This window comes from Micromonospora sp. DT81.3, assembly GCF_049847225.1.
GTDB lineage: Bacteria > Actinomycetota > Actinomycetes > Actinomycetales > Microbacteriaceae > Microbacterium.
The window spans coordinates 596,102-621,757 of record NZ_JBNCNY010000002.1 but is presented as its reverse complement, the minus strand read 5'-3'; the positions used below and the strand labels follow the sequence as shown (position 1 = coordinate 621,757).

At 69.7% G+C, this 25,656-nt stretch carries 25 protein-coding genes; 10 read left to right on the top strand and 15 right to left on the bottom strand.

All coding sequences use genetic code 11. From position 1 onward, the window contains the following. Nucleotides 1–11: 11 nt before the first annotated feature. Nucleotides 12–671, top strand: a complete 660-nt coding sequence (locus ACPW96_RS07130; protein ID WP_425816949.1) for a GntR family transcriptional regulator — start codon at nt 12–14, stop codon at nt 669–671. Nucleotides 672–738: 67 nt separating this feature from the next. Here the strand turns inward: ACPW96_RS07130 and ACPW96_RS07125 are convergent, their stop codons facing one another. The 7 genes from ACPW96_RS07125 to ACPW96_RS07095 all read right to left on the bottom strand — a co-directional run bounded on the left by ACPW96_RS07125 (nt 739) and on the right by ACPW96_RS07095 (nt 7,855). Continuing rightward, nucleotides 739–2,016: an ABC transporter substrate-binding protein gene (locus tag ACPW96_RS07125; protein WP_425882486.1), complete on the bottom strand. Its 1,278-nt coding sequence runs from the start codon at nt 2,014–2,016 to the stop codon at nt 739–741. 2 nt (nt 2,017–2,018) lie between these two features. Beyond that, on the bottom strand, nt 2,019–3,119 hold the full coding sequence (locus tag ACPW96_RS07120) for a branched-chain amino acid ABC transporter permease (RefSeq protein ID WP_425882485.1): 1,101 nt from the start codon (nt 3,117–3,119) through the stop codon (nt 2,019–2,021). Next, entirely contained in the window at nt 3,119–4,000 is an 882-nt protein-coding gene (locus tag ACPW96_RS07115) for a branched-chain amino acid ABC transporter permease (RefSeq protein ID WP_425882484.1), read from the bottom strand. The genes ACPW96_RS07120 and ACPW96_RS07115 overlap by 1 nt, the downstream gene beginning before the upstream one ends. Nucleotides 4,001–4,002: 2 nt before the next feature. Then, the gene (locus tag ACPW96_RS07110) at nt 4,003–4,710 is read right to left on the bottom strand and encodes an ABC transporter ATP-binding protein (protein ID WP_425816957.1); all 708 of its coding nucleotides are present in this window, start codon (nt 4,708–4,710) and stop codon (nt 4,003–4,005) included. Then, entirely contained in the window at nt 4,697–5,479 is a 783-nt protein-coding gene (locus ACPW96_RS07105) for an ABC transporter ATP-binding protein (RefSeq protein WP_425882483.1), read from the bottom strand. Before ACPW96_RS07105 ends, ACPW96_RS07110 begins: the two co-directional genes overlap by 14 nt. 159 nt (nt 5,480–5,638) lie before the next feature. Further along, nucleotides 5,639–6,847 (bottom strand): cytochrome P450, encoded by a 1,209-nt coding sequence (locus tag ACPW96_RS07100; protein WP_425882482.1) that lies wholly within the window; start codon nt 6,845–6,847, stop codon nt 5,639–5,641. 24 nt (nt 6,848–6,871) lie between these two features. Next, nucleotides 6,872–7,855: a PDR/VanB family oxidoreductase gene (locus ACPW96_RS07095; RefSeq protein WP_425882481.1), complete on the bottom strand. Its 984-nt coding sequence runs from the start codon at nt 7,853–7,855 to the stop codon at nt 6,872–6,874. Nucleotides 7,856–7,976: 121 nt separating this feature from the next. Between ACPW96_RS07095 and ACPW96_RS07090 the strand changes: the two genes are divergently transcribed. Continuing rightward, nucleotides 7,977–8,843 (top strand): IclR family transcriptional regulator, encoded by an 867-nt coding sequence (locus ACPW96_RS07090; protein ID WP_425882480.1) that lies wholly within the window; start codon nt 7,977–7,979, stop codon nt 8,841–8,843. Between the two features lie 13 nt (nt 8,844–8,856). After that, complete coding sequence (locus tag ACPW96_RS07085) at nt 8,857–9,636, top strand: DUF1932 domain-containing protein (protein ID WP_425882479.1); 780 nt, start codon at nt 8,857–8,859, stop codon at nt 9,634–9,636. Between the two features lie 80 nt (nt 9,637–9,716). On the opposite strand, the gene ligM is transcribed toward ACPW96_RS07085, so the two are convergent. Together ligM and ACPW96_RS07075 are read right to left on the bottom strand one after the other, a co-directional pair. Then, complete coding sequence (gene ligM / locus ACPW96_RS07080) at nt 9,717–11,117, bottom strand: vanillate/3-O-methylgallate O-demethylase (RefSeq protein ID WP_425816969.1); 1,401 nt, start codon at nt 11,115–11,117, stop codon at nt 9,717–9,719. Nucleotides 11,118–11,162: 45 nt separating this feature from the next. Then, a complete protein-coding gene (locus ACPW96_RS07075) occupies nt 11,163–12,575 on the bottom strand; it encodes an aminomethyl transferase family protein (RefSeq protein WP_425882478.1) in 1,413 nt (470 codons plus the stop codon). 195 nt (nt 12,576–12,770) lie between these two features. Here ACPW96_RS07075 and ACPW96_RS07070 point away from each other — a divergent pair, with 195 nt between their 5' ends. The 4 genes from ACPW96_RS07070 to ACPW96_RS07055 all read left to right on the top strand — a co-directional run bounded on the left by ACPW96_RS07070 (nt 12,771) and on the right by ACPW96_RS07055 (nt 16,375). Beyond that, on the top strand, nt 12,771–13,526 hold the full coding sequence (locus tag ACPW96_RS07070; RefSeq protein WP_425882477.1) for a PIG-L deacetylase family protein: 756 nt from the start codon (nt 12,771–12,773) through the stop codon (nt 13,524–13,526). Between the two features lie 70 nt (nt 13,527–13,596). Then, nucleotides 13,597–14,307: a 4-carboxy-4-hydroxy-2-oxoadipate aldolase/oxaloacetate decarboxylase gene (locus tag ACPW96_RS07065; protein WP_425816975.1), complete on the top strand. Its 711-nt coding sequence runs from the start codon at nt 13,597–13,599 to the stop codon at nt 14,305–14,307. After that, nucleotides 14,294–15,373 (top strand): 4-oxalomesaconate tautomerase, encoded by a 1,080-nt coding sequence (locus ACPW96_RS07060; RefSeq protein ID WP_425882476.1) that lies wholly within the window; start codon nt 14,294–14,296, stop codon nt 15,371–15,373. The genes ACPW96_RS07065 and ACPW96_RS07060 overlap by 14 nt, the downstream gene beginning before the upstream one ends. A gap of 36 nt (nt 15,374–15,409) precedes the next feature. Beyond that, complete coding sequence (locus ACPW96_RS07055) at nt 15,410–16,375, top strand: VOC family protein (protein ID WP_425882475.1); 966 nt, start codon at nt 15,410–15,412, stop codon at nt 16,373–16,375. Nucleotides 16,376–16,898: 523 nt separating this feature from the next. On the opposite strand, the gene ACPW96_RS07050 is transcribed toward ACPW96_RS07055, so the two are convergent. Further along, on the bottom strand, nt 16,899–18,014 hold the full coding sequence (locus tag ACPW96_RS07050; protein WP_425882474.1) for a 5-methyltetrahydropteroyltriglutamate--homocysteine S-methyltransferase: 1,116 nt from the start codon (nt 18,012–18,014) through the stop codon (nt 16,899–16,901). A gap of 104 nt (nt 18,015–18,118) precedes the next feature. On the opposite strand from ACPW96_RS07050, the gene ACPW96_RS07045 reads away from it, so the two are divergent. From ACPW96_RS07045 to ACPW96_RS07035, 3 genes are read left to right on the top strand one after another with little or no spacing between them, the layout of a single operon-like run. Beyond that, on the top strand, nt 18,119–19,060 hold the full coding sequence (locus tag ACPW96_RS07045; protein WP_425816983.1) for an ABC transporter ATP-binding protein: 942 nt from the start codon (nt 18,119–18,121) through the stop codon (nt 19,058–19,060). Then, entirely contained in the window at nt 19,057–19,917 is an 861-nt protein-coding gene (locus tag ACPW96_RS07040; RefSeq protein WP_425882473.1) for an ABC transporter permease, read from the top strand. The genes ACPW96_RS07045 and ACPW96_RS07040 overlap by 4 nt, the downstream gene beginning before the upstream one ends. Further along, a complete protein-coding gene (locus ACPW96_RS07035; protein ID WP_425816987.1) occupies nt 19,914–20,771 on the top strand; it encodes an ABC transporter permease in 858 nt (285 codons plus the stop codon). Before ACPW96_RS07040 ends, ACPW96_RS07035 begins: the two co-directional genes overlap by 4 nt. A gap of 136 nt (nt 20,772–20,907) precedes the next feature. On the opposite strand, the gene ACPW96_RS07030 is transcribed toward ACPW96_RS07035, so the two are convergent. The 5 genes from ACPW96_RS07030 to ACPW96_RS07010 form a co-directional block, all read right to left on the bottom strand. Next, the gene (locus ACPW96_RS07030) at nt 20,908–22,383 is read right to left on the bottom strand and encodes an MFS transporter (protein ID WP_425882472.1); all 1,476 of its coding nucleotides are present in this window, start codon (nt 22,381–22,383) and stop codon (nt 20,908–20,910) included. A gap of 223 nt (nt 22,384–22,606) precedes the next feature. After that, complete coding sequence (locus ACPW96_RS07025) at nt 22,607–22,960, bottom strand: hypothetical protein (protein WP_425882471.1); 354 nt, start codon at nt 22,958–22,960, stop codon at nt 22,607–22,609. Nucleotides 22,961–23,266: 306 nt separating this feature from the next. After that, nucleotides 23,267–23,740 carry a 6,7-dimethyl-8-ribityllumazine synthase gene (gene ribH / locus ACPW96_RS07020; protein WP_425882470.1) on the bottom strand — a complete coding sequence of 158 codons (474 nt, stop codon included), beginning with the start codon at nt 23,738–23,740 and terminating at the stop codon, nt 23,267–23,269. After that, on the bottom strand, nt 23,737–25,002 hold the full coding sequence (gene ribA / locus ACPW96_RS07015) for a GTP cyclohydrolase II (RefSeq protein WP_425816995.1): 1,266 nt from the start codon (nt 25,000–25,002) through the stop codon (nt 23,737–23,739). The genes ribH and ribA overlap by 4 nt, the downstream gene beginning before the upstream one ends. Then, nucleotides 24,999–25,655: a riboflavin synthase gene (locus ACPW96_RS07010; protein WP_425882469.1), complete on the bottom strand. Its 657-nt coding sequence runs from the start codon at nt 25,653–25,655 to the stop codon at nt 24,999–25,001. The genes ribA and ACPW96_RS07010 overlap by 4 nt, the downstream gene beginning before the upstream one ends. Nucleotide 25,656: the final 1 nt, after the last annotated feature.

The following is a 25,656-nucleotide window of genomic DNA, read 5'->3' as shown; positions in this document are numbered from 1 at the left end:
ACAGAGCTGCCATGTCGGATGCCGCGGTGGTCGAATCGGGTGATGAGCCGGCCCGTGCGGACCTCACCCAGCAGATCCGGGACGCGATCCTCGGCGGCGAGTTCGCCCCTCATCAGCGGCTCATCGAAGCGGACATCAGCGAGCGCTACGACGCCTCCCGCGCCGCTGTGCGCACCGCCCTGCTGAATCTCGCCAGCGAGGGACTCGTGGAGCGCCTGCCGAACCGGGGAGCGCGGGTCCGCGCCATCAGCATCGACGAAGCGGTCGAGATCGTCGAGGTGCGCATCGGCCTCGAGACGCTTTGCGCCCGCAAGGCGGCCGAGAACCTCACCGACGCGGATGCCGAGGAGCTGCGGAGGCTGCGCGAGGAGATCGCCGGCGCGGTGGCGGCGGGCAACCTCGTGGAGTACTCGCGGCTCAATCAGGAGATGGATCGCCGCATCCGGGACCTCAGCCGGCACGCCACGGCCACCCGGCTGCTCGAGCGGCTGCGTGCGCAGTCCGCCAGGCACCAGTTCCGGCTCGCGTTCCACCCCGGTCGGGCGGCGCAGTCCGCCCCGGAGCACATCGCCATCATCGACGCTCTGCTCGCGCGCGATCCGGATGCCGCCGAGGCGGCGACCCGCTCGCACCTCGAGGGCATCGTGGGCGTGCTGCGCGGCTTGGACTGAGCCGGCTCCCAGAACAGAAGAGCGGCCCGGCCGATCGGCCGAGCCGCTCCCTCTGGCCGGACGCCGCTTATCCGAACTGCTCCGCCGTCGCGTACCCCTTGCCGTTGTACTTCTGCACCTGCACGTCGGACACGGCCGGCTTGCCGTCGACCGTCGTGTCGATGACCGACCCTTCGAGCATGAACGGCGCCTCGTAGCCCTGGATGCTCATGAGCGCCTCCATGAAGCTGTCCCGGGTCGGCTCCTCCATGGCCGCGAAGGCCTGCTCGAGCGTCGCCGCCGCGATCCAGCTCCAGACGCAGTGCGGGAAGGCGGGGACGCCGTCCTGGTCGGTGTACTCGTCGATCGCCGCGAGGAACGCCTTGCCCTCTTCGCTCTCCTGGAACGGCGGGCTCGCCGCGGACTGCGAGAACGCCACGGAGTAGATCCCCGGGAAGGCCGAGCCGCCACCTGGTTCGAGGATGGCTACTGGGCTCGACGTGTTCGACGGCAGGAACCAGCTGGGCAGCCAGCCGACCTGCTGCGCCTTCTGCAGCGAGGAGATCACCAGCGGTGTGATCGACATCGCGTTGAAGAAGACGTCGGCGCCGCTGGCCGCGAGCTCGGTCAGCTGCGCGTCGACGCTCGTGTCGGTGGCCTCGTAGGTCAGCTCGCTCACGACCTCGATGTTGTCGGCCCCGTCGATCGCATCCTTGAAGCCCTCGACGTAGCCGTCGCCGTAGTCGTCGTTCTGCGACAGGATCGCGACCTTGTGATCCTCCCCGGATGACGCGAGGAGTTCACCGAACGCCGCACCCTCCTGCTGGTAGATCGGGACGAGACCGAGCTGCATGGGGCTCTCGTTGCGGTCGCTGAACAGCGGGTCGCCCGTCATCACCAGCACCTGCGGGACGCCCTCGTCGATCGCCGCCTCGCGCCACGCGCGGTTGGTGGGGGTGCCGAGCCCGATGCCGGCGGCGAAGACGCCGTCGGACACCATCTGCTGGAAGTTGGCCAGCGCCTTCTGGGGGTCGTACGTGTCGTCGTACGCCTTGATCTCGACGGTACGGGTCTTGCCGTCGCCGAACTCGATCCCCCCATCGGCGTTCTTCTCGCCGAAGTACGCCTTGGCCCCGTCGACCGTGCAGTTTCCGGGGCCGGCTGTGGGACCGGAGAGGGGGCTCGTGATGCCGAGCGTGATGCTCGTGTCGGTGATGCCGGGGCTGGCTTCTGCGGCACCGTCGCCGCTGTCGCCACCTCCCCCGTCGGTGTCGCCGCCGCGGGCGCAGCCGCTCACGGCGAGGGCGAGGACGGATGCCAGGGCGACGCATCCGATGACACCCCGCCTCCGCTTGCTGATGTTCATGATCAACCTTGCCTCTCTGTGTCGTACGGTTCAGGGTTTTCGGGTGTCTTCCGCACGGGACCGGCCGGGGCCGCGGGCACGGGAGCGGTCTGCGGGATCGGTCCCGAGCGGCTGGCCGGCGGCGAGCCCGAGCCTCCTCCGCGTCGCCGGGTGAGCCGGCGCAGCGTTCGCGGGAGCGAGACGAGACCGCCTGGCAGGAGGAAGAGCACCGCGAGGAGGATGATCCCCTGCAGGACGAGGGTGAGGCTCGCGTCGATGCTGTTGGTGAGCTGCGGGGCGAGCACGTAGTACGCGCCGCCGATCAGGGATCCGGCGATGCTGGCGGCGCCGCCGATCACCATCGCGGCGACGAGGCTGATCGAGTGGGCGAAGCTCATGGTCTCGGGTGAGGTGTACTGCACGGCCACCATGTAGAGGAAGCCGCTGGCGCCGCCGAACAGCGACGCGATGGTGAACGCGAGCACCTTGTAGCGATATGGGGAGATGCCCATCGAGGTCGCGACCGCCTCGTTGTCGCGCACGATGGCCATCGCGCGTCCGAACTTGCCGCGCACGAGGTTGCGGGCCAGAAGGAACGCGACGACGGTGATCGCGAGCACGATGTAGTACTGCCACTGGTCGTCATCGAGGCCGCTCCAGTCGGGAGCGCCCGAGAAGCGGGCCGATGTGCCCTGTGATCCTCCGGTGAACTCGTCGAGCCGCTTGGCCAGGGGCAGGCCGACGATCGGCAGGGCGATCGTGACCATCGCGATGGCGAGACCGCCGAGGCGCGCAGCGGCGAGGGCCACGATGAGGCCGGCGACGCCGGGGACCAGGCACGCGAGCACGAAGACGATCGTGATGTTCCAGCCGGCGTTGACCCCGTATGCGGTGACGTACGCCCCGAGGCCGACGAAGAAGATCTGCCCGAGCGACACCTGGCCCGTGTAGCCCATGACGATGTTCAGCCCCAGCACCGCGACGGCGTAGACCCCGATGCGCACGAGCGTCTGGTTGGCGAAGACCGGGAGCATGAGCGGCGCCGCCACCAGCAGGGCGGCGACCAGGACGACGAGTGCCCCCACGACCCAGGGGTTGCGCAGCCGATCGGTCAGCGTGGACATCAGACGCGCACCACGACTTTCCGGCCGAAGAGTCCCTGGGGGCGCAGGAAGAGCACGACGAACACGAGGATGAAGGGCACGGCGATCTTCAGGTCGTAGCCGATGAAGGGCACGTAGACCGCGGCGAGATTCTCGAGGATGCCGATGGCCCACGCGGCGACGACGGCACCGGCCGGGCTGTTCAGACCGCCGATGATGACGGCCGCGAGGGCATACACGAGCGCGCTGTCGAGCATCCCGGGCGTGAGGGTCAGCTGGGGGGCGACGAGTGAGCCGGCGACCGCCCCGAGCGCGGCGGCCAGGCCCCAGCCGACCATCAGCAGCCGGCCGACCGGGAGCCCGGAGAGAGCCGCCGAGTTCGGGTTCACGGCAACGGCCCGCAGCGCCAGGCCGAGCTTGGTGCCCCGGAACAGCAGCTGCATCACGATCATGATCGCCACGATGGCCAGAAACGTGCCGAGCGAGCGGACGCTCACCACCGCTCCCAGGATGTTCACCGTGTCGAGGGGGAAGAGCGAGGGGAACTGCCGGTTGTTGAATCCCCAGACCCAGCCGCAGATTCCGGTGATGAGGGTCAGCAGCCCGATCGTCACCACAACGGCCGTGTCGGGGTCGCCGCCCTCGAACCTCCGGATGAGGAAGCGCTCGATCAGCCCTCCGTAGACGAAGGAGATGACCACGGCGATCACGATGGCGAGAAGCACCGGGGCGCCCAGCTGGGTGAAGGCGAAGGCGATGTACGCCGACAGCACGGCCATCCCGCCCTGAGCGAAGTTGATCAGCCCGGTGGACTGGTTCACGAGCACGATCGCCAGCGCGAGCGCCGCATAGATCGAGCCGGTGGAGAGACCGTCGACGACGAGCTGGATGAAGGTGTCCACGCTCAGCCTCCCAGGTAGGCGCGACGGATCTCGTCCATGCCCTTGAGCTCGGCCGAGGTTCCGGTGAGCGCGTTGCGCCCGGTCTCGAGCACGGTGGCGGTGTCGACGAGGGTGAACGCGAGGTTGGCGTTCTGCTCGACCACGAGCATCGCGATGCCCGAGTCCAGCCGCAGCCGCCGGATCGCCTCGTACACCGACTTGCCCGTGCTGGGGGCCAGGCCGAGTGATGCCTCGTCGAGCATGAGCAGCCGGGGCTTCGCCATGAAGGCACGGGCGATGGCGAGCATCTGCTGCTCGCCGCCGGAGAGGGTGGATGCCGTGGAGGTGATGCGCTCCTTCAGCTGCGGGAAGAGGTCGAGGCAGTAGTCGACGTCGGCAGCGACGCCCTTGTCCTTGCGGCGGTACGCGCCGACGCGAAGATTCTCCCGCACGGTGAGCTGACCCAGTGTGCCCCGCCCCTCCGGCACGTGCGCGATGCCCCGCGCCGCGACCTGCTCCGGCCGCAGGCCCCGGAGGCTCTTCCCGTCGAAGGTGATGCGCCCACCGGAGCGGACCGAACCGCTGATGGCGCGAAGCGTCGTGGTCTTGCCGGCTCCGTTTGCACCCAGGATGCCGACGGCTCCGCCGTCCGGAACGCTGAGCGACACCGTGTCGAGCACCTGCACCGGTCCGTAGAAGGCCGTCACATCGGTGAGCTCAAGCAGCGTCATCCGCCGCGTCCTTCCCGATGTACGCCTCGATGACCCGGGCGTCCGCCTGCGCCTGCGATGCCGTCCCCTCCATGAGCTTGCGGCCGTGGTCGAGCACCACCACGCGGTCGGTGAGCGCCGAGATCAGCCCCATGTGGTGCTCGACGATGACGATGGTGATGTCGAAATCGGAGCGCATGCGGCGCACCTGGTCGATGAAGCCGTCGACCTCCGAGTGGGGGAGGCCCGCGGCCGGCTCGTCGAGCAGCAGCAGCCGCGGCTGAAGCAGCATCGCCCGGCACAGCTCGATGCCCTTGTGCAGCCCGTGCGACATCTCGTCCGGGGTGCGCATCGCGGCCCAGCCGAGCCCGAATCGATCGAGCAGCTCGAGCGCGTCGGCGCGCAGGCTGCGCTCGTCCTTCCCCGTCGGGGGCACGCGCAGCGACCACGAGACCGGCCCCCCGCGCAGCCGCGGGTGCGCGCCGAGCATCACGTTCTCGAGCACCGTGGCGTGCAGCTGCAGCGCGGGGTGCTGGAAGGTGCGGGCGAGCCCGAGCCGGGAGAGGCGCCACGGGGCCTTGGCGAGCACCTCCTGCTCGTCGATGCGAATCGAACCGGATGACGGGCGGTAGTGGCCGCTGATGCAGTTGAAGAGCGAGGTCTTGCCGGCGCCGTTGGGTCCGACCAGCCCGAAGACCTCGCCCGGCTGCACCTCGAAGCCGACGTCTTCGAGCACCTTGACGCCGCCGAAGCGGAGGTTCACGTGCTCCAGGGTGAGTCGAGCGGCCATCGCCTCCCTTTCCCCGTCGTCGCCTCGCTGCTGTCGACCGTGAGAGCGCGCGTGCCCTCGGGTGGATGCGCGCGCCTCCCTGTGATGGGACGGTACGGACCCCCAGCCGGATTGTCAACGATTTTGGCGTGAGCGCCGCGATCTTTATGCAACCGTGTCTCACCCCGCCGTCGGGGTGACCCGTACCGGCATGTGCTCCCAGCCCCGCAGGGTGTTGTTGAGATGCCGCGCGGGCGTTCCGGAGAGCTCGATCGCCGAGACGCGGTCCAGCAGCGCCCCGAGCACGGCCGTCGCCTCGAGGCGCGCGATGTGCTGCCCGACGCACTGATGCAGCCCCATCCCGAAGGCCACGTGCCCCGAGGGATCGCGCGAGAGGTCGAAGCGGTCGGGGTCCGCCCATCTCCGCGGGTCGCGGTTGGCCGCGCCCAGGAACATCAGCACCTTCTCGCCCGGCGGGATCGGCGTTCCGGAGACGACGGTCTCGACGGTGGTGGTGCGGAAGAAGGTCTGCACGGGCGATTCGAGGCGCACGGCCTCCTCGAACGCCCGCGGCAGAAGCGATCGATCGGCCCGCAGGCGCTCCCACTGGTCCGGATTCGCGGCGATCGCGTGCACGACCGCCGCGATGCCGGTGACGGTGGTGTCCACCCCCGCGGTGAGCATCGAGCGCACGATCAGCGGCGCCTGCTGCGGCGTGATCTCCCCGCGGTCGGCCGCGGCCCAGATCTGCGCGCCGAAGCCGTCGTCGGTCAGGTTCTCGCGCAGGCACTGCGTGTTGATCCATTCGACGGTCGGCCCGATGGTGGCCGCCGGAACCGTCACCAGTTCGTTCTGCGGACCGAAGGCGTTGAACGCGAAGTCGCCGTACGGCAGCAGGTGCTCACGGCCGGTCGGGCCGATCCCGACGGCGTCCGGGAAGACGCGCAGGGGGAGCACCTCGGCGAGGTCCGTGACGGCGTCGAACTCCGTGCCGCGGCCGAGCAGCTCGTCGACGAGCTGCGCGGCATCCGCCTTCCACTCCTCCTCCAGCCGCCGGAGCCGCCGCTGGGACAGCAGCTGCGAGAGCACCGCGCGGGGAGCGTCGTGCCGGGGCGGATCGGCCTCCAGCAGCAGGCTGGGCGGTCGCCACGGCTTCTCCGTGGTGAAGTTGCTGAGCCCCACGCCGGCGCCGGACTGCAGCGCCTGCCAGTCGGTGAGGCAGCGGTGCACCTCCGCGTATCGGGCGACCGCATATACGCCGTAGGCGTCGAGGGAGACGACGGGGCCGAGCTCCCGCAGCCGCTCGTGGAACGGCAGTGGGTCGGCGAGGAACTCGGTCGAGAACGGGTCGATCGAGCTGACCGGTGTGGGGGAGAGGGCGACGGCCATCAGGCGGACCTTTCGAGAAGCGCGTCAGACATCGAGCACGAGACGCGGGCCGAGGCTGCGCGAGACGCAGGGGAACATGCAGAGGGATGCCGCCCGCTCGGCGTCGTCGAGCAGCGAATCCCGATGGTCGGGGCGGCCGTCCAGCACCTCGGTCTCGCAGGTGCCGCAGACCCCCTGGGCGCAGGACGTGATGACGTCCACGCCCGCACGGGCGAGCGCGGCGACGACCGTCTCGTCGGGAGCCACCGTGACCGTCGAGCGCGAGCGTGCGGCCACCACCTCGAATGCGCGGGCCACGTGCGAGCCGTCGGTCGAGGCCGCGGTGAACCGCTCCACCTTGGCCGGAAAGCCGCCGGGCGGCGCCGGCCATGCCTGCACCGCATCCAGCAGCCGGGTCGGCCCGCACGCGTACACGCGCACGCGGGAGTCGGTCGGTCGCCATGCTTCCAGGTCGGCCCGTCCGATCTCGTCGGCGCAGTGCACCGTCACCCGCTCGCCGTGGGAAGCGAGCTCATCGAGGTAGGCCAGCCGGGCGCGCGACCTGCCGAGGTACAGAAGTCGCCACGGGAGGTCGAGCAGCTCCGCCTGGCGGATCATCGGCAGCAGCGGCGTGATGCCGATCCCGCCGGCGATGAAGAGGTGGTCGGCGGCCGGTGCCAGCCGGAAGTTGTTGCGAGGACCGCCGAAGCCCAGCGCGAAACCCTCGGCGGCGTGGTCGTGCAGGAACGCGGAGCCGCCGCGGCCGTCGAGCTCGCGCTGCACCGCGATGCGGTAGGTCGCAGCATCCCAGCGATCGCCGCACAGCGAGTACTGCCGGGTTCTGCCGTCCGGCAGCACCACGTCGATGTGCGCGCCGGGTGCCCAGTCCGGCAGCCGGGACCCGTCCGGCCGCGCGAGGGCGAGTTCCACGACCCCCTCCGCGACCGTCCGGCGTCCGACCACGACCAGCGTCCGGCGGGCCGCGGGCGCGGCCACGGGGGGCGCTGCGGGAATGGCGTGCGGTGTCACGAGGCTCCCTTGCCAGGTGGATCGGCGGTGATCGAGCCCCACGCTAGACCCGGCCGCGCGTGGCGGCTCCGAACATTCCATTGAACGGAATCACCGCGTAGGGTAGAGCGCGGAGGAAGCGATGGCGCGTGGGTCTGCCGGCGAATCGGTGCTGCACAAGCACCTGCGCGTGCTGGAGTCCTTCGAGCCGCTGCGTCCCTTCCTGACGCTGGCCGAGATCGCGGATGCCGCGGGGCTCGCCCCGTCGACCACGCACCGGCTCGTGGCCGAGCTGGAGCGCGAGGGCATGCTCGAGCGGATGCCGGATCGCTCGTACCGCCTCGGGGTGCGCCTCTGGGAGTTCGCCTCCCGCACGCCCGGCGCTCTGGGGCTCCGCGAACTCGCGCGGCCGTGGCTCGGCGCGGTGCACGCCCGCATCCGTCAGCACACCCAGCTGGGCGTGCTTGCGGGCACCGACGTGCTGTTCATCGAGCGGATGTCGACCCGCGACGCCGTGGTGAACGCGACGCTCATCGGGGGCCGCATCCCGCTGCCGATCAGCTCGAGCGGGCTCGTGCTGCTGGCCCATGCCGGCGAGCATGTCATCGACGAGGTCGTCGCCGCCGGGTGGCCGCTGCCGACATCGAACACCATCCGGGGTGAAGCCGAGCTGAGGCCCCGGCTGCGGCGCGTCCGGGCCGACGGCTTCGCGGTGACCGATGGACACATCCATCCGGAGTCGCGGGGGATCGCGGTGCCGGTGCTCGGGCCGCACGGGGTCGTGTACGCCGCGATGGGTGTCGTCGTCCCCAACGACGACACGTCTCCGCAGGCCGCGATCGAATTGCTGACGGTCGCCGCGGCCGGCATCACGCGGGCGCTCGAGGAGGTCTATCTGCCCGGCGGGGAGCGGCCGGGCCTGCCGCTGATGACCACCTCGGTCCGATCGCTCGAGTACTTCGCCGAGTCGGGGATGCCGTTGCTCCGGACACCCGGCGAGGGCGGCTAGGGTGAGGGACGCCATGAGCACGATCGCGATCCTCGGCCTCGGCGAGGCCGGCCGGGTGTACGCGCGAGGTCTGCGCTCCGCGGGCGCCGACGTGCGCAGCCACGACCCGTTCCACCGGGTCGATGACCCGGGGCTGGGTCAGGTCGAGACCCTGAAGGACGCCGTTCGCGGCGCGGATGTCGTGCTGAGCCTGGTGGGCGGCACGGCCGCGCTCACCGCCGCGGTGGATGCGCTGCCGTTCGCGTCGGAGGGCGCCGTCTATGCGGACCTCAACACCGTGTCGCCGGAGGTGGAGGTCGAGATCGCCGAAGTGGCCGACCGGCACGGCGTACCCATGGCGGATGTCGCGGTGCTCGCACCCGTGCCGCGCGCGGGGATACGCACCGAGCTGCTGGCCAGCGGAACCGGCGCCCCAGCGTTCGCGAAGAGGGTCGGCCCCTTCGGAGTCCCGGTCACCGTGGTCGAGGGCGGGCCCGGCGAGGCCGCCCGGCTCCGGCTGCTGCGGAGCATCTTCATGAAGGGGCTCGCCGCGCTCGTCCTCGAGGGCGTGGGCGCGGCCAGCGCCCTGGGAGCCGAGGACTGGCTGCGCGACCAGATCGCCGGCGAACTCGGTCCCGACGGCCACGCCGTCGTGGATCGCCTGGTCGACGGCACCTACCGTCACTCGGCGCGCCGTGAGCACGAGATGCGCGACGCCCTCGCGAGCCTGGAGCAGCTCGGCCGGCCCGCCGACATGACGAAGGCGACTCTCGCCTGGCTCGAGCGCATCAACTCCGAGCGCCGAACCCCCTGATCCGCGAAGGGACGCAATCTGCGGCTCAGGAGCCAGCGAACCGACGTGCTGCGTCCCTTCGCACGGGGTGGGCGAGGGGCTCAGGCCTTGGTCGAGCGCCAGCCGCCGTGATACTCCGTCCGCACCGTTTCGGCGTAGGGGGCTGGGCTGACGACGGCTCGCACGGCGATCTGCTCGTGCGGCTCGACCGTGGTCTTCCTCGATCCGCCGTCGGGCTCGCCCCAGATGACGCGCACCTCCGTGCCGATCGGCACATCAGGATCCACGGTCGCCAGCGAAAGGCCGCGCCGCTCGTTCGCGGTGATGCCGGTGAACAGCGAGAGGCCCACGATGTCGCCGTCGGCGTCGATCACCGAGTCGTAGTTCGATGATCCGTAGTTCGCGTTCGGCAGGTCGAAGAACTGGTATCCCGGCCCGCTGCGATCGATCGGGGAGGCGAGGATCTTCGCGAGGTCCTCGTCGTTCCAGGCGAGCGTGACCTTCTTGCGCTGGGCATCGCGGTCGATCCCCTCCAGCGCCTGGCGGCCGATGAAGTCGTGGTCGAACTTCACGAATGAGCCGTAGCCGAGCTCCCACGGGTTCAGGTAGTAGTCCTCGATGTTCTCCGAGACGAACGATCCGGCCAGGGCATTGATGGCCTCATAGCTGTCGGCGGGCAGCCATTCGCGGTAGGCGCGCTCCGGCTCGCTCGAGTAGATCGCCGGCAGCGGCGAGGGGATCCACCCGGACTCCAGGGTGTTGGACGAGTACGCCCGCGACCCGCAGGGCTCGATGCCGAACTCCGCACCGGCGTCGAGCACGGCGTCGCGGATGCGGCCGTGGTCCTCGTACGGTCCCCAGATCTCCAGCCCGGGCGCGCCCGCCATGCCGTGGCGCAGCGTGCGCACCTCCACGCCGCCGACCTGCAGGTGGCCCATATGGAAGAACTTCACCTGCTCTACCGCTCGGCCGGCGAAGCGCTCGATGATCTGCCACGCGTTGGGGCCCTGGATCTGGAAGCGGTAGTATTCGCGTGTCACTGCGGCGCCGTAGGGCCTCGACGGGGACCGGTCGTCGTAGCGCACCTCCACGTCGTAGCCGCCCGTCTCGGCGTGGAACTGCAGCCAGTTCGCCGCCGGCGCCCGCCCGACGTAGACCAAGTCGTGCTCCGCCTCATGGAAGAGGATGCCGTCGCCGATCACACCGCCGTTCGACGCCGTCGGCACGAACTGCTTCGCCGTGTCGACCGGGAAGTTGGCGAAGCTGTTGATCCCAGTATCGGAGACGAGCTTCAGAGCGTCCGGGCCCGAGATGAAGAAGTTGACCATGTGATGCGACTGGTCATAGAGCACCGCCGTCTCGCGCCAGGCCTTCTGCTCGCGCCGCCAGTTCGTGAACTCCGCCGGCACCACGGGGTAGATGTACGTTCCGAGCTGCGAGTCGCGCAGCATCCGGACGGTGTCGCCCCTCTCATCCAGCAGCTGCTGCAGGTTCTCCGGCATGTCTGACTTCCTTCTGTTGCGGTTGCGTGGTCGGGCGAGTGATCTTCAGGACGTTCGGTAGTGCTCGCGCGCCTCGCGCACGTAGGGCCACGGTGCGACGGTCGCCCGCACCTCCACCTGGCGGTGTGGCTCGACCTGCGGCTTGTGCGAGTTCGGCTCCTCGCCCCATGTCACCGTCACCTCGGCGCCGACATCGGCGTGCGCGGCGTCGAGCGTCGCGAGCGACACGTAGGCCTGCTCGTTCGCGATGTAGCCGCAGTCGAACGACTGGCCGACGATCGTATCGCCGACCCGCACCCGGTCCACCTGGTACAGCGCGTAGCGCGATTTCGGCAGATCCATGTACTTCGCCGCCAGCCCGTCCTCGAGCAGCGAGCCCCAGACCCCGCGCACGTCGTCGGCGTTCCATTCCAGAGTCACCTTGCGGCGGTGCGGTCCCTCCGCGACGCGCTGGAGCGCATCCCGGCCCACGAAGTCGTGGTCGAACGAGATCGTGCGGCCGTAGTCGAGGTCCCACGGCGTGAGGTAGTAGTCCTCGATGCGCTCCGATGCGAAGCTGCCCCCGAGCGAGCCGGCGCTCGTGGCGGGCAGCCACCGGCGGTAGTCCGCCGTGCTGTCCCCCGAGAAGATCGCGGGCAGGGGCGAGGGGACCCATCCGGACTCGAGGTTGGCCGTCGAGTACCCCTTCGCCCCCACTCGCACGAGGCCGTGCCCCGAGCCGGCCTCGAGGATGGCCTCGAGCACCCGGTCGGCGTCTCCCCAGGCGCCGAAGAGCTCGAAACCGGGCTGCCCGGCCATGCCGTGCCGGATGCCGCGCACCTGCAGTCCCGCGATCGTGAAGCGCGCCATGTGGAAGAAGCCGATGCGCGGCACTTCGCCGCCGATCAGGCGCTCCATGATCGGCAGCGCCGTCGGCCCCTGCAGCTCGTAGCGGAACAGCGCGGGCGCGCCCGCCCGCACGATGGAGTTGCCGTCGCGCGTCACCTCGACGTCCCAGTCGCCGGTCTCGGCGTGGAACTGCGTCCAGTCGATCACCATCTGGTGGCCGACGAGAACGTAGTAGTCGTCGTCGATGTGGGTGAGGATCGCGTCGCCGATCAGGTGACCGTCGTCGTTGACGGCGACGAACTGCTTGGCGCGGTCGACGGGGAAGTTCGCGAAGCTGTTCACCGCGAGGCGCTCGAGGAGCTGAGCGGCCTCCGGCCCTCGGAGGAACAGATCGGTCATGTGATGCGACTGGTCCAGCAGCGCGCACGACTCCCGCCACGCGTGCTGCTCCGAACGCCAGTTGCTGAACTCGGGTGCGACGGGGAAGACCGTCGGCCGGGCCTGCGCATCGCGCAGCAGGCTCACCGGAGAGCCGACCCGGTCGATGGCGGCCTGAAGCGACTCTCCTGCACCGGCGCCGTCTCCGGCCGGTTCCGGCGTCCTTGCGGCGGCGGCTGCGACGTTCGACATGAAGACTCCCTCGTCTCTCGTCAGGCTGTGTCGTCGCGCGGAGAAATCCCCGGCATCCGTTGCACTTCGTCGCCAAGATTGTAGACAGAATCTTGACCAGCGCACCAGGGTGTGGTTCGCTTTGCTCGCGGGGCGGACGTTCCGGCGTTCGGTGCATCTCCGCGCACGCTGATCGCCGCGCAGATCGGAGCCCCCATGGCAGAGACCACGCCGAGCCTGCTCGTCGTGAGTGCGCACGCCGGCGACTTCGTGTGGCGCGCGGGCGGCGCCATCGCGTCCGCGACGATGCGCGGGGAGCGCGCCGTGGTCGTGTGCCTCTCCTATGGAGAGCGCGGCGAATCGGCCAGCCAATGGCTGGAGGGCAGGTCGCTCGAGGAGATCAAGACGATCCGCCGGGATGAGGCCGCGGCCGCGGCCGCCGCACTCGGGGCGGAGATCGAGTTCCTGGATGCCGGGGACTACCCGCTGCGCGAGTCCCAGCAGACGCTCGAGCGCCTCATCGACGTGTATCGTCGCGCGCAGCCGACGGTCGTGCTGACCCACCCGCTGCTCGATCCCTACAACGGCGATCACCCGGCTGCGGCGAGGATGGCGCTCGAGGCTCGTGTGCTCGCGCAGGCCATCGGCGTGGCGAACTCGGACGGCACCTACCCGGCGAAGGACGAGATCATCGGCGCCCCACCCGTGTTCTTCTTCGAACCCCACCAGAGCGAGCAGAGCGAGTTCAAACCGAACCTCCTGCTCGATATCACTGCCGCGTTCCCGCAGAAGCGCGCGGCGATGGAGTGCATGCCGGCCCAGAAGCACATGTGGTCGTACTACACCGACCTCGCGATCCGGCGGGGGGTGCAGGTCAAGCGCAACGCCGGACCCAACCTGGGGCTGCCGCACGACACGATGGGCGAGGCCTACATGCGCTACTACCCCCAGGTCACGGACGTGCTGCAGTGAATCGTGCTGAAGTGAGCGGTGCTCACGCGAACGGGGCACTGGTTCGGGCGGGCCGCGCCGGAGGTTCGCGATGAGGAACGTGGTCGTCACCGACATCGAGAGGGCGGATGCCGCCACGATCGACGCGCTCGGTGCGCACGGCGTCGCCACGGTGCATGAGGCGCTCGGCCGAGTCGGACTGGCGGGCGCGACGCTGCACCCTCGCCAGGACGGCGCGCGCATCGCCGGCTCGGCTGTGACGGCGCTCTGCTGGCCCGGCGACAACCTCATGATCCACGCCGCGGTCGAGCAGTGCCGCACAGGCGACATCCTGGTCGTCACCACCACCTCGCCCTCCCTCGACGGCTCGTTCGGCGAGCTGTTCGCGACGGCGCTGCGCTATCGAGGCGTGCGGGGGTTCGTCACGACCGGCGGTGTGCGGGATGTCGCGGACCTGCGGGCGGTGGGATTCCCGGTCTGGTCCGGGGCGGTGAATGCGCAGGGAACGGTGAAGGCGACGCCGGGAGCGGTGAACGTGCCCATCGTCGTCGGGGGTGCGACGGTGCGGCCAGGAGATGTGATCGTCGCCGACGATGACGGGGTGCTCTGCGTTGCTCGGGAATCGGCCGGTGAGGCGCTCGCCGCGGCCGACGCGCGTGTGCAGAAGGAGGCCGCATCGCGGGCCGCCTACGAGCGCGGGGAGCTGAGTCTCGACCGCAACGACCTCCGCTCGGTGCTCCGCGACCTCGGTGTGCAGTACATGACGCAGACGGAATACGAGGCGCAGAGTGGCCGAAGCTGACGGCATCCCGTGTCTTCTCATGCGCGGCGGCACCTCCAAGGGCGCCTACTTCCTCGCGGATGACCTGCCGCGCGACGAAGCCGAGCGCGATGACCTCCTGATGCGCATCATGGGGACGCCCGACCCCCGTCAGATCGACGGACTGGGGGGCGCACACCCCCTCACCAGCAAGGTCGCGGTGGTCTCGCGGTCGGCGACGGGCGACACGGACGTCGACTACCTCTTCCTGCAGGTCGGGGTCGACGAGGCGTTCGTCACCGACAAGCAGAACTGCGGCAACATCCTCGCGGGAATCGGGCCCTTCGCCCTCGAGCGCGGCCTCGTCGAGGCGCAGGGCGACCGCACCAGCGTGCGCATCCGCATGCTCAACACGGGATCGGTCGCCACGGCCGCCTTCGCGACCCCCGGCGGGCGCGTGCACTACGACGGCGACCTGGCGATCGACGGCGTCCCGGGCACGGCGGCGGCGATCACCCTGGACTTCGAGGGGACGGCGGGGTCCTCGACGGGCGCGCTGTTCCCCACGGGAAGCGTCGCCGACGAGGTCGACGGGGTGCGCGTGACATGCGTCGACAACGGGATGCCGAGCGTGCTCGTGCGCGCCGACGACGTCGGTGCGACGGGCGTGGAGTTGCCCGAGGAGCTGGAAGCGGATGCCGAACTCAACGCGCGGCTCGCCTCGATCCGCCGGGCCGCCGCCCGGCTGATGGGCATGGGCGATGTCTCCGAGACGACCGTGCCGAAGGTGGTGCTGGTTTCGCAGCCCTCTCGGGATGGGACGATTTCGACGCGCAGCTTCCTGCCCGTGCGGGTGCACACGTCCATCGGGGTGCTCGGCGCGCTGACGGTCGCGGCCGGCGTACTCGTGGAGGAAAGCGTCGGCCACGACGTCGCCGATCTTCCCTCGGGGGGCTCGCCGTTCGTGCTCGAGCACCCGACCGGCCATTTCGACGTGGATGTCGCGGTGGCGACATCAGGCGACGGCTGGACCGTTACCCGCTCGGCCGCCCTCCGCACCGCTCGCAAGATCTTCGACGGGGTCGTGTTCGCGCGGCCCCGCCTGTAGCCGGCACCGGCAACACCGCATGTCAGAGAGGACGTCATGACGGACTTCACGTCGTTCGACACCGCGCACATCGGCAGCGTGGAGCTGCTCACCCCGGATTTCGAGAAGAGCCTGTGGTTCTTCCGGGACCTGCTCGCGATGCGGGTGGTCGCCGAAAGCGAGGGGTCGGTGTTCTTGCGCACCTGGGACGAGTATGAGCTCTACACGATCAAGCTGACGGCGTCGGATGCTGCGGGCGTCGGTCGCACGACCTTTCGGACGACCAGCGCCGAGGCGCTCGATCGGCGCGTGGCGGCGATCGAGGCGACCGGACTCGGCGAGGGGTGGGTGGACGGCGAAGTCGGCACCGGGCCGACGTACATGTTTCGCGACCCGGACGGGCACTCGATGGGCATCTACTACGAGACGCAGCGCTATGTCGCGACCGACGACAAGCCGGCGCTCAAGAACCAGGCGTCCGCGTTTCCGGGCCGCGGCGTCAACGCGCGCAGGCTCGATCACATCAACTACCTCGCCAAGGACGTGGAGGCCAACGGCCGGTTCGTCCAGGAGGCTCTCGGGGGCCGCGAGAGCGAGCGCATCCGCAACGACGACGGCCGCTTCGCCGCGTGGTGGTTCCACTTCAGCCTCAAGTCCTACGACGTCGTGTACTCGGACGACTGGACCAAGCACGGCAACCGTCTCCACCACGTCGCGTTCGCCCCCGACACCCGCGAGGACATCCTGAAGGCCGCCGACATCTTCCTCGAGAACGGCATCCACATCGAGTCGGGCCCGCACAAGCACGCGATCAACCAGACGTTCTTCCTCTACGTCTACGAACCGGGCGGCAACCGCATCGAGTTCGCCAACGCCGGCGCGCGCCTGCTGCTCGACCCCGATCAGCCGGTGGTCGAGTGGAGCCAGGAGGAGCGCAAGAAGGGCCAGGCCTGGGGCATGAAGACGATCGAGACGTTCCACACCCACGGCACGCCGGTCGTGGACGTCCCCCCGCCGCACTGAGCGCGGCGGCCGGCGCCGGACGCACGTACGAGTGTGCGGCGCAACCCGCAGCTGCGGCATCCGCTCGCATCAGCTTCGGAGAATCGCGCCTCAGTCGTCCAAATCGCCCGGAATCACCCGAATTACGCGACATTTTCCGAAGTTCGTGCTCCCGCGGCGGGCGAGGCGCTGTCCGGTGGTTGAGCCAGCGCAGCCAGGCGGCACGCGCGAGCCCGCGGCATCCGCTCGCATCAGCTTCGGAGAATCGCGTCTCGATCGGCCGGATCGCCCGGAATCACCCGAATCACGCGACATTTTCCGAAGTTCATGCTCCCGCGGCGAGACTGGGCGCTGTCCGGTGGATGAGCCAACGCAGTCAGACGGCACGCCCCGCCCGCGGCATTTGCTCGCATCAGCTTCGGAGAATCGCGCCTCAATCGTCCAAATCGCCTGGAAGCATCCGAACTACGCGACATTCTCCGAAGCTCGTGCTCCCGTGAGCGCGTGAGCTGGTGCCCCGTGAGCCCGCGAGCGGCCCGGCGGGTCAGCGCCAGACGTCGTCCGCGATGGCGACGACCTCGCGGATCTTCGCCCACTGCTCGTCCTCGGTGAGGACGTTGCCCTCCTCGGTTGAGGCGAAGCCGCACTGGGGGCTGAGCGCGAGCTGCTCGAGCGGGGCGAATGCGGATGCCTCGTCGATGCGCTTCTTCGTCGCCTCGATGTTCTCGAGCTCGCCGCTCTTGGTCGTGATGAGTCCGAGCACGACGGTCTTCTCGCCCTGGGGGAGGAAGCGCAGCGGCTCGAACCCGCCGGCGCGGTCGCTGTCGTACTCGAGGAAGTACCCGTCGTAGTCCACGACCCCGAGCAGCTGCTCGGCGATGGGCTCGTAACCGCCGGACGAGATCCAGGTCGAGCGGAAGTTGCCACGACAGACGTGCGTCGTGACGACGAGATCGTCCGGCTTGCCGTCGAGGATGCGGTTCAGCAGCGACGCGTAACGCTCGGCGATGCCGTCGGTCTGGATGCCGCGGTCGCGGGCCTTCTCGAGCTCCACGTCGGAACAGAGATAGGCCCAGGCCGTGTCGTCGAACTGCAGGTACCGGGCACCCGCGTCGTAGAACGCCGCGATGGCATTCCGATATGCGGTGACGAGGTCATCGACGATCGCGTCGCGACCGGAGTAGGTCTGCGAGTCGATGTGCCCCGGCTCGAGGCGGAAATCGAGCACGGTGGGAGACGGGATGGTGAACTTCGGCGTCGCGCCGGTCGTCCGCTCGAGCAGGTCCTTGAGGGTGCGGAAGTGCCCGAGGAACGGGTGGTTGCGGCTGAAGCCGATCGGACCGTTGATCTCGACGCCGCGCGGCTTGGTCTGCACACCCTGGAACTGGATGCCGTGGTCGAGCTCGACGATGTCGACCCCGTCGAGACCGCCGAAGAAGTCGAAGTGCCACCACGAGCGGCGGAACTCGCCGTCCGTGGCGAGCCTGAGCCCCGCGTCGGACTCCTTCTGGACGAGCTCGGTGATCGCCGTGTCCTCGGCGACCTGAAGGGCCTCGTCGTCGATGACGCCGTGTGCGTGCTGCTCGCGCGCGGCTTTCAGGGCCGGAGGGCGGAGGAAACTGCCGACGATGTCGGCGCGGAACGGCGGATCGGTGCTCATCCTTCCAGGCTATGCCCGCCGGGCCTGCGGGCACAGATCACCGATACCGATCGTCACATTGCCTGCACGATCCACGTGTCGGGGCCCGGCGCTAGGCTTCTCGGGTGCCAGAAGCAGTCATCCGCGCGCACCAGCTCGTGAAGTCCTACAAGGTGAAGGCAAAGCCCGACTTCCTCGCCGTCGACGGGCTCTCGTTCGAGGTCGCGCCGGGGGAGTCGTTCGGCCTGCTCGGTCCCAACGGCGCAGGAAAGTCGACCACGATGAAGATGATCGGCGCGGTGTCCACCCGCACGCGCGGCGACCTGAGCATCCTCGGACTCGACCCCGACCAGTACGGGCCGGAGATCCGTTCGCGCCTCGGCGTCGTGCCGCAGCAGGACAACCTCGACGGCGAGCTCAACGCCCGCGAGAACCTGTTCATCTACGGCCGCTACTTCGGACTCCCCGCCAAGGTCTGCCACCAGAAGGCCGACGAGCTGCTCGCCTTCGCGGCGCTCGAAGACAAGGCCAAGAGCAAGGTCGACGCGCTCTCCGGCGGCATGAAGCGACGCCTTACGATCGCCCGCGGACTCATCAACGACCCGCGCATCCTGCTCCTCGACGAGCCGACCACCGGCCTGGACCCGCAGGCCCGGCACGTGCTGTGGGATCGCCTGTTCCGCCTCAAGGAACGCGGCACGACCCTTGTGCTGACCACCCACTACATGGACGAGGCCGAGCAGCTCTGCGATCGCCTCATCGTCGTGGACAAGGGCCGGATCATGGCGGAGGGCACCCCGCTCTCGCTCATCCGCGAGCACTCCTCCCGCGAGGTGCTCGAGGTGCGGTTCGGGTCGGAGCGCAACCAGCAGATCGCCCCACAGCTCGAGGGCTTGGGCGACCGCGTCGAGGTGCTGCCCGACCGTGTGCTGATCTACACCGAGAACGGCGAGCGGGCGCTCGAACGGGTCACCCAGCAGGGGCTCGAGCCGATCACCTCGCTCGTGCGCCGCTCGAGCCTGGAGGACGTCTTCCTCCGCCTGACGGGAAGGTCGCTGATCGAATGACCGAGCCGGCCGTCGTCGCCCAGCCCTCGCTCGAGCAGCTCCGCGCCGAGGCGATGGAGTGGGCTCAGAAGCCGCGACGGCGCGGGGCCTGGTACGTGACGGAGCACATGGTGCGCGCGATGCGCGCCTACGGCTGGACGATCGTCGTCAGCGGCCTGGGGCAGCCGATCGTGTACCTCCTGGGCGTCGCCGTGGGTCTCGCCGCGCTCATCCAGGCGCCGATCCAGGTCGCCGGCCAGGAGGTGTCCTACCTCGTGTTCGTGGCGCCGGCGCTGCTGATGACGTCGGCGATCGCCATCGCGAGCGAGGAGTTCACGTATCCCGTCATGTCGGGATTCAAGTGGCGGCGGTATTTCTTCGGCTTCAACGCGTCGCCCCTCTCGTCCCCGCAGATCGCGACCGGTGTGGTCTTCGGCGCCACCGCGCGGATGGCCGTCGTGGCGGTGGCCTACGCCGGGTTCCTCTACCTCTTCGGCGCGATTCCGGACCTGTCGCGCGGGTGGCTGACGATCTTCGTCGCCCTCCTCGCCGGGCTGGCGTTCGGCACTCCGCTGATGGCGTACGCGGGGTCGATCGAAGACGACAGGGGGCAGTTCGCGCTCGTGCAGCGGTTCCTCTTCATGCCGATGTTCCTCTTCTCGGGCACGTTCTATCCCCTCGCGACCCTTCCGCTGTGGCTGCAGTGGATCGGGTGGGTGTCGCCGCTGTGGCACGCGTCGGAGCTCGGCCGCTACCTGACCTACGGCCCGCCGATCGCCCCGGCGATGCTCTTCGTCCACGTCGCCTATCTCGTCGGTCTGAGCACGGTCGGCTACATCCTGGCCCGCGGCGTCTTCGAGCGGAGGCTCGCGAAATGACGCTGCTGCGACCGGTCGGCGAGCCGGCCGAACCCCGGGGCCCCGCCGACGACGTGCCCCGACGCGCGGGCGGCGTGCGGGCGCTCTGGGCCGGTAATCCCCAGGCCGTCGTCCAGCGGGGCCTGATCGCCGCGCGCTCCTCGAGCTGGGTCGTCGTCTTCTCCGGGTTCTTCGAACCCGTCTTCTTCCTGCTGTCCATGGGTCTCGGCCTCGGGGTGCTGATCGGAGACGTGCAGACATCCACCGGTCTCGAGGTGCCGTACGCCGCGTTCATCGCGCCCGCGCTGCTCGCCGTATCCGCCATGAACGGCGCCATCTACGACTCGACCTGGAACGTCTTCTTCAAGCTCAACTACGGCAAGCTCTACGAGGGCATGCTCTCGACGTCGCTGGGACCGCTCGACGTCGCACTGGGCGAGATCCTGTACGCGCTGCTGCGCGGCCTGCTCTACGCGACGGGCTTCATGATCATCATGCAGTTCGCCGGGCTGAACCTGGCGTGGACGGCCGTGCTCGCGCTGCCGGCTGTGTTGCTCATCGCCTTCGGATTCGCCAGCGTCGGCATGGCGGTGACGAGCTACATGAAGGCGTTCCAGCAGATGGATCTCATCAACCTCGTTCTGCTGCCGATGTTCCTGTTCTCGGCCACGCTCTACCCGATCACGGTCTACCCGGAGTGGGTCCAGGTGATCGTCAAGGTCTTCCCCCTGTACCACGGCGTCGAGCTCGTACGAGGGCTGACGACGGGCGCGCTCTACTGGGGCATGCTCTGGAGCATCCTTTACTACGTGGTCATGATCGCGGTCGGCGTCGTCTTCACGACGAAGCGCCTGCGCGCGCTCTTCCTGGACTGAATTCGCCAATCGCAGCTGCACCGCGAAAACGGCGGCTGCACCGCGAGAACGCGACGGATGCCGCGAGAATGGCGGATGCCGCGGGCCGGCGCGGCCCGCGGCATCCACTTGTCTCACTCAGCGTGGACCGCGACGGTCAGAGCGACCCGGTCACGCCGACGCCGAGATCGGCGTCGTAGTCGACGTCCTTGGTCTCGGGCGCGAGCAGCACGGCGATGAAGGTGAGCACGCCCATCGCCGACAGGTAGAGCCCCACGAGCCACGGGCTGCCGCCCGTGGCCGACCACAGGGCCACCGCGACGATCGGTGCGAGTGCCGCCCCGAGGATCGATGACACGTTGTAGGCGACCGCCGAACCGGTGTACCGGACGTTCGTCGGGAAGAGCTCCGGCAGCACCGCGCCCATCGGCCCGAACGTCGTTCCCATCAGCATAAATCCGAAGATCAGGAACGCCTGCACCAGCGCTCCCGTGAACTTCGGGTCGGCCTGAGGCAGGAGGAACAGGTTGAAGGTCAGGCCGAACACGATGATCAGTCCGGTGACCCACAGCAGCAGCTTGCGCCGCCCGATCGTGTCGGCGATGGGTCCTGAGAGCAGGGTGAAGATGCCGAAGAAGACCACGCCGATGATCTGCATGATCACGAAGTCGGTGTAGCCGAAGCCGAGACCAGGGTAGAACTGCGCGGCGAACGCCGTCGCATCGAACGGCTGGCCGGAAGCGTCCGCTGCCGCCTGCGCCGCGGCGGAGGCGGTCTCGAGGTTCGCCGCCTTCGTGCCGTAGGACAGCGTGAAGTTCGTCATCAGATAGAACAGCACGTACGTCGCCAGCATGATGAACGTGCCGAGGATGAGGTGCCACCAGTGCCGGCGTAGCACGGCGCCGAGCGGGAACCTGCGGATCGCGCCCTTCTGCTCTGCCTTCACGAAGGTCTCTGACTCGACCAGCCGCAGGCGCACCCACAGCCCGATGATCACCATGACGGCCGAGAAGAGGAACGGCACGCGCCAGCCCCACGCCAGGAAGTCGGCGGACCGCTGGCCGGCGCCCTCCGGGTGAGGCAGCAGGAAGTTGATCGCGAGGAAGACGGAGTTCGCGATGATGAAGCCGAGCGGTGCGCCGAGCTGCGGGAAGGTGCCGTACCAGGCTCGCTTGCCGGCGGGGGCGTTCTCGGTCGCGACCAGCGCCGCGCCCGACCACTCGCCGCCGAGCGCGAAGCCCTGGGCGAGCCGGAGCAACAGCAGCAGGAAGGCCGCCCACCAGCCGATGTCGTTGTAGGTGGGAAGGCATCCGATCAGGAAGGTCGCGATGCCCATGGTCAGCAGCGACGCGACGAGTGTCGCCTTGCGGCCGAAGCGATCGCCGAAGTGGCCGAACACGACCGCGCCGAGGGGCCGGGCGATCATGGCGGCGCCGAACACCGCGAACGAGGCCAGCAGCGCGGTGGTGTCGTTGCCGGTGGGGAAGAAGAGGATGGGGAAGACGAGGACGGCGGCGGTCGCGTAGACGTAGAAGTCGTAGAACTCGATCGTCGTGCCGACCAGGCTCGCGGTGATGACGCGCGAGCGGGGATTGGCGGGTGCCGTCGAAGTTGGGGCAGTGGGGGATGACATGGATTACCTGTTCACGCGTGGCGGAGCATCCTCGTGGGACGGGTGGTGAGCGAGCGCGTGACGCAGGGTGACGCGTCAGGCGGCTCTGCGCTGGGTCACCGCGTGGCCGGGTGGTTGCCGGGCACGAGGGACAAGTTTACCGTGCGCTCGCCGGGGGAGCCCGGAAACCGCAGCGGATGCCGCCGCGGCGCGGGCGCGGGCGCAGGCACCGTTCGGGCCGGGTTCAGCGCCAGAGCACGGCGATGGCGGCGTTGGCCAGCGTCAGGGCCCCGATCGACCAGAAGATCGCCGGCGGCACCGATCCGGACTTGCGCTGGCGCCCGGCGCCGACGCCCAGCAGCGCCCCGATGATGATCAGGATGCCGAGCTTCACGCCGAGCTTGACGGGATTCAGCTCGTAGTCCCGGCCGAACGGCGCCGCGAGGATGATGCCCGCGAGGCCTGCGATGCCGAGGCCCCAGTTCATCAGCCGGATGATGCCGCGATGGCCGTTGACGGCCTCGACGACCCACGCGCCGAAGAGGACGGCGAAGCCGACGAGGTGGAAGAGCAGGACCAGGTGGCGCAGGAACTCCATGCTCGCCACGGTAGGCCGATCGGCGCCGCGCCGCCACCCAGGCGCGCCTCACCCGCCCCGCCCGGCGCTCGGCGCCGGCACAGAGGCGCTCTCCATCCGCCCGCAGCCCGGCACGCCGGGCGCCGGCACAGGCGCACCCCACCCACCCGGCCCGGCACGAACTTCGGAAAATGTGGCGAAACTCGGACGATTCAGGCGAAAGCTCCGAACCAGGCGACAATCTCCGAAGTTCGTGCGGGCGGGGGCGGCGTCCGCGCGCCCAGGTCCCGCGCGCCGGCCGCCGGCGCGCAGGCGACGCAGGCGCCCTCAGCCCCGGAGGTCGCGCAGCACCAGGGCCGTGCGCAGAGCGGCGTCCGCCGCCTCGGCGCCCTTATCCTCGAGAGACCCCGGGAGGCCGGCGCGAGCGAGCCCCTGCTGCTCGTCGTCCAGGGTCAGCACCCCGAAGCCGACGGGCTTGCCCGCGTCGAGGGCGACGCGTGTGAGTCCATCGGTGGTCGCGGCGGAGACGTACTCGAAGTGCGGCGTCCCGCCGCGGATGATGACGCCGAGGGCGACGACGGCGTCGGCGCCGCCGGCGAAGGCCGCCTGCGCGGCGATCGCCAGCTCGAACGACCCGGGCACCCGCACGAGGCGATGGTTCGCGCCCGCGGCATCCAGCACCCGCTCCGCGCCGGCGATGAGTCCGTCGCTGATGACGTCGTGCCAGGTGCCCGCGATCACGACGACATCCAGCCCCGCGCCGTCGATCCCGCCGGAGGTGGGCGCCCCCTCGCGGCTCACCGGTCGCTCCCGAGGCGCTCGAGTGCTTCTGCGATCTCTTCCTGTCCGATCACGTGTCCCATCCTGTCGCGCTTGGTCTCGAGGTACTGGTGGTTGTTGGGGCCGATGCCGACGATGAGGGGCACCTGCTCGACGACGTCGAGTCCGAGCTCCCGCAGCTGCGTCACCTTGTCGGTGTTGTTGGTGAGCAGGCGGATGCGCTCGACGCCCAGGTCGGCGAGGATGCCGGCTGCCGCCGCGTAATCGCGGGCATCGGCCGGCAGCCCGAGCGCGAGGTTCGCGTCGACCGTGTCGAGACCGCGTTCCTGCAGGCTGTAGGCGCGCAGCTTGTTGATCAGGCCGATACCCCGGCCCTCGTGGCCGCGCATGTAGATGACCACGCCGCCCTCCTGCTCGATCGCGTCGAGCGCGGCATCCAGCTGCGGGCCGCACTCGCACTTGAGCGAGCCGAACGCCTCACCGGTCAGGCACTCGGAGTGCACGCGCACGAGCGGAGCGTCGCTGAGCTCGCCCGAGACGACCGCCATGTGGTCGGTGCCGGTCACCCGGTCCTTGTACGCGAGGAAGCGGAAGGAGCCGTGCGCGGTGGGCACCTTGGCGTCCGCACGCAGGCTGACCCGGCGGCGGTGCGCGTGCTCTCCCTCGGGGATCGGCTCGTGCTCGTCGAGGTAGGCGACGAGCTGCTCGATCGTGACGACGGGCACGCCGTCGCGCTCGCCGAGCTCCTTGAGCCCCGGCAGGCGCAGCATGCTGCCGTCCTCCGCGACGATCTCGGCGATCGCGGCGACGGGGCGAAGGCCGGCCAGGCGCATCAGCTCCACCGAGGCCTCGGTGTGGCCGCCGCGCTCCCGCACGCCGCCGTCGACGGCCCGCAGGGGGAGGATGTGACCGGGCCGCTTGACGCTCGTCGGCTGCGAGTCCGGGTCGGCGAGCACGTTGAGGGTGTGGGCGCGGTCGGTGGCGCTGATGCCGGTCGAGAGGCTGTCGGCGGCGTCGACGCTCACCGTATAGGCGGTGCCACGGGCGTCCTCGTTCACCGCGACCATCGGCGGCAGGTCGAGGCGGTCGGCGATCTCGGCCGTCATGGGGGCGCAGATGAACCCGGATGACCACCGCACGATCCACGCGATCCACTCGGGGCTCGCGAGCTCGGCCGAGATGACCGCATCGCCCTCGTTCTCTCTGTTCTCATCGTCCGCGACGATGATGGGGCGACCGGCCTTCAGGGCCTCGATCGCCTCCGGGATGGTTGCAAGGCTCATCGTGAGCCTCCTTCGTTCGATGTGTACTGCGGGGTGAAAGCGAGGAGGCGCTGCACGTGGCGCGCCAGGATGTCGGTCTCGAGGTTGACGCGGTCGCCCGGGGAGCGGCCGCCGAGTGTCGTCGCCGCGAGCGTCTCGGGAATCAGCGAGACCTCGAACCACTGACCGGCGTCCCCGGTCTCCGAGCCGGCCGGCGGGTCGCTCACGGCACTGACGGTGAGCGAGACGCCATCCACCGAGATGGATCCCTTGTCGACCACGAGCGGTGCCAGGTCGGCGGGCAGCGACACCCGGACGACGCTCCACTGCGCGCCGGGGCGCACCTCCAGCACGGAGCCGGTGCCATCGACGTGGCCCTGCACGATGTGGCCGCCGAGCCGTCCGCCGGTCGCGGTGGCGCGCTCGAGGTTCACCGGAGTGCCGACTCCGAATCCGCCGAGGGTCGACATGTCGAGCGTCTGCTTCATCACATCGGCGGTGAAGGATTCGGCATCCTGAGCGATCACCGTCAGACACACGCCGCTGACGGCGATGGAGTCGCCGTGCCCGGCATCCGAGACGGCCTTCGGCGCGCGCACCGTCAGACGAACGCCGTCGCCCGAGGGTTCGATGGCCGTGATCTCGCCGAGCTCCTCGATGATTCCGGTGAACATG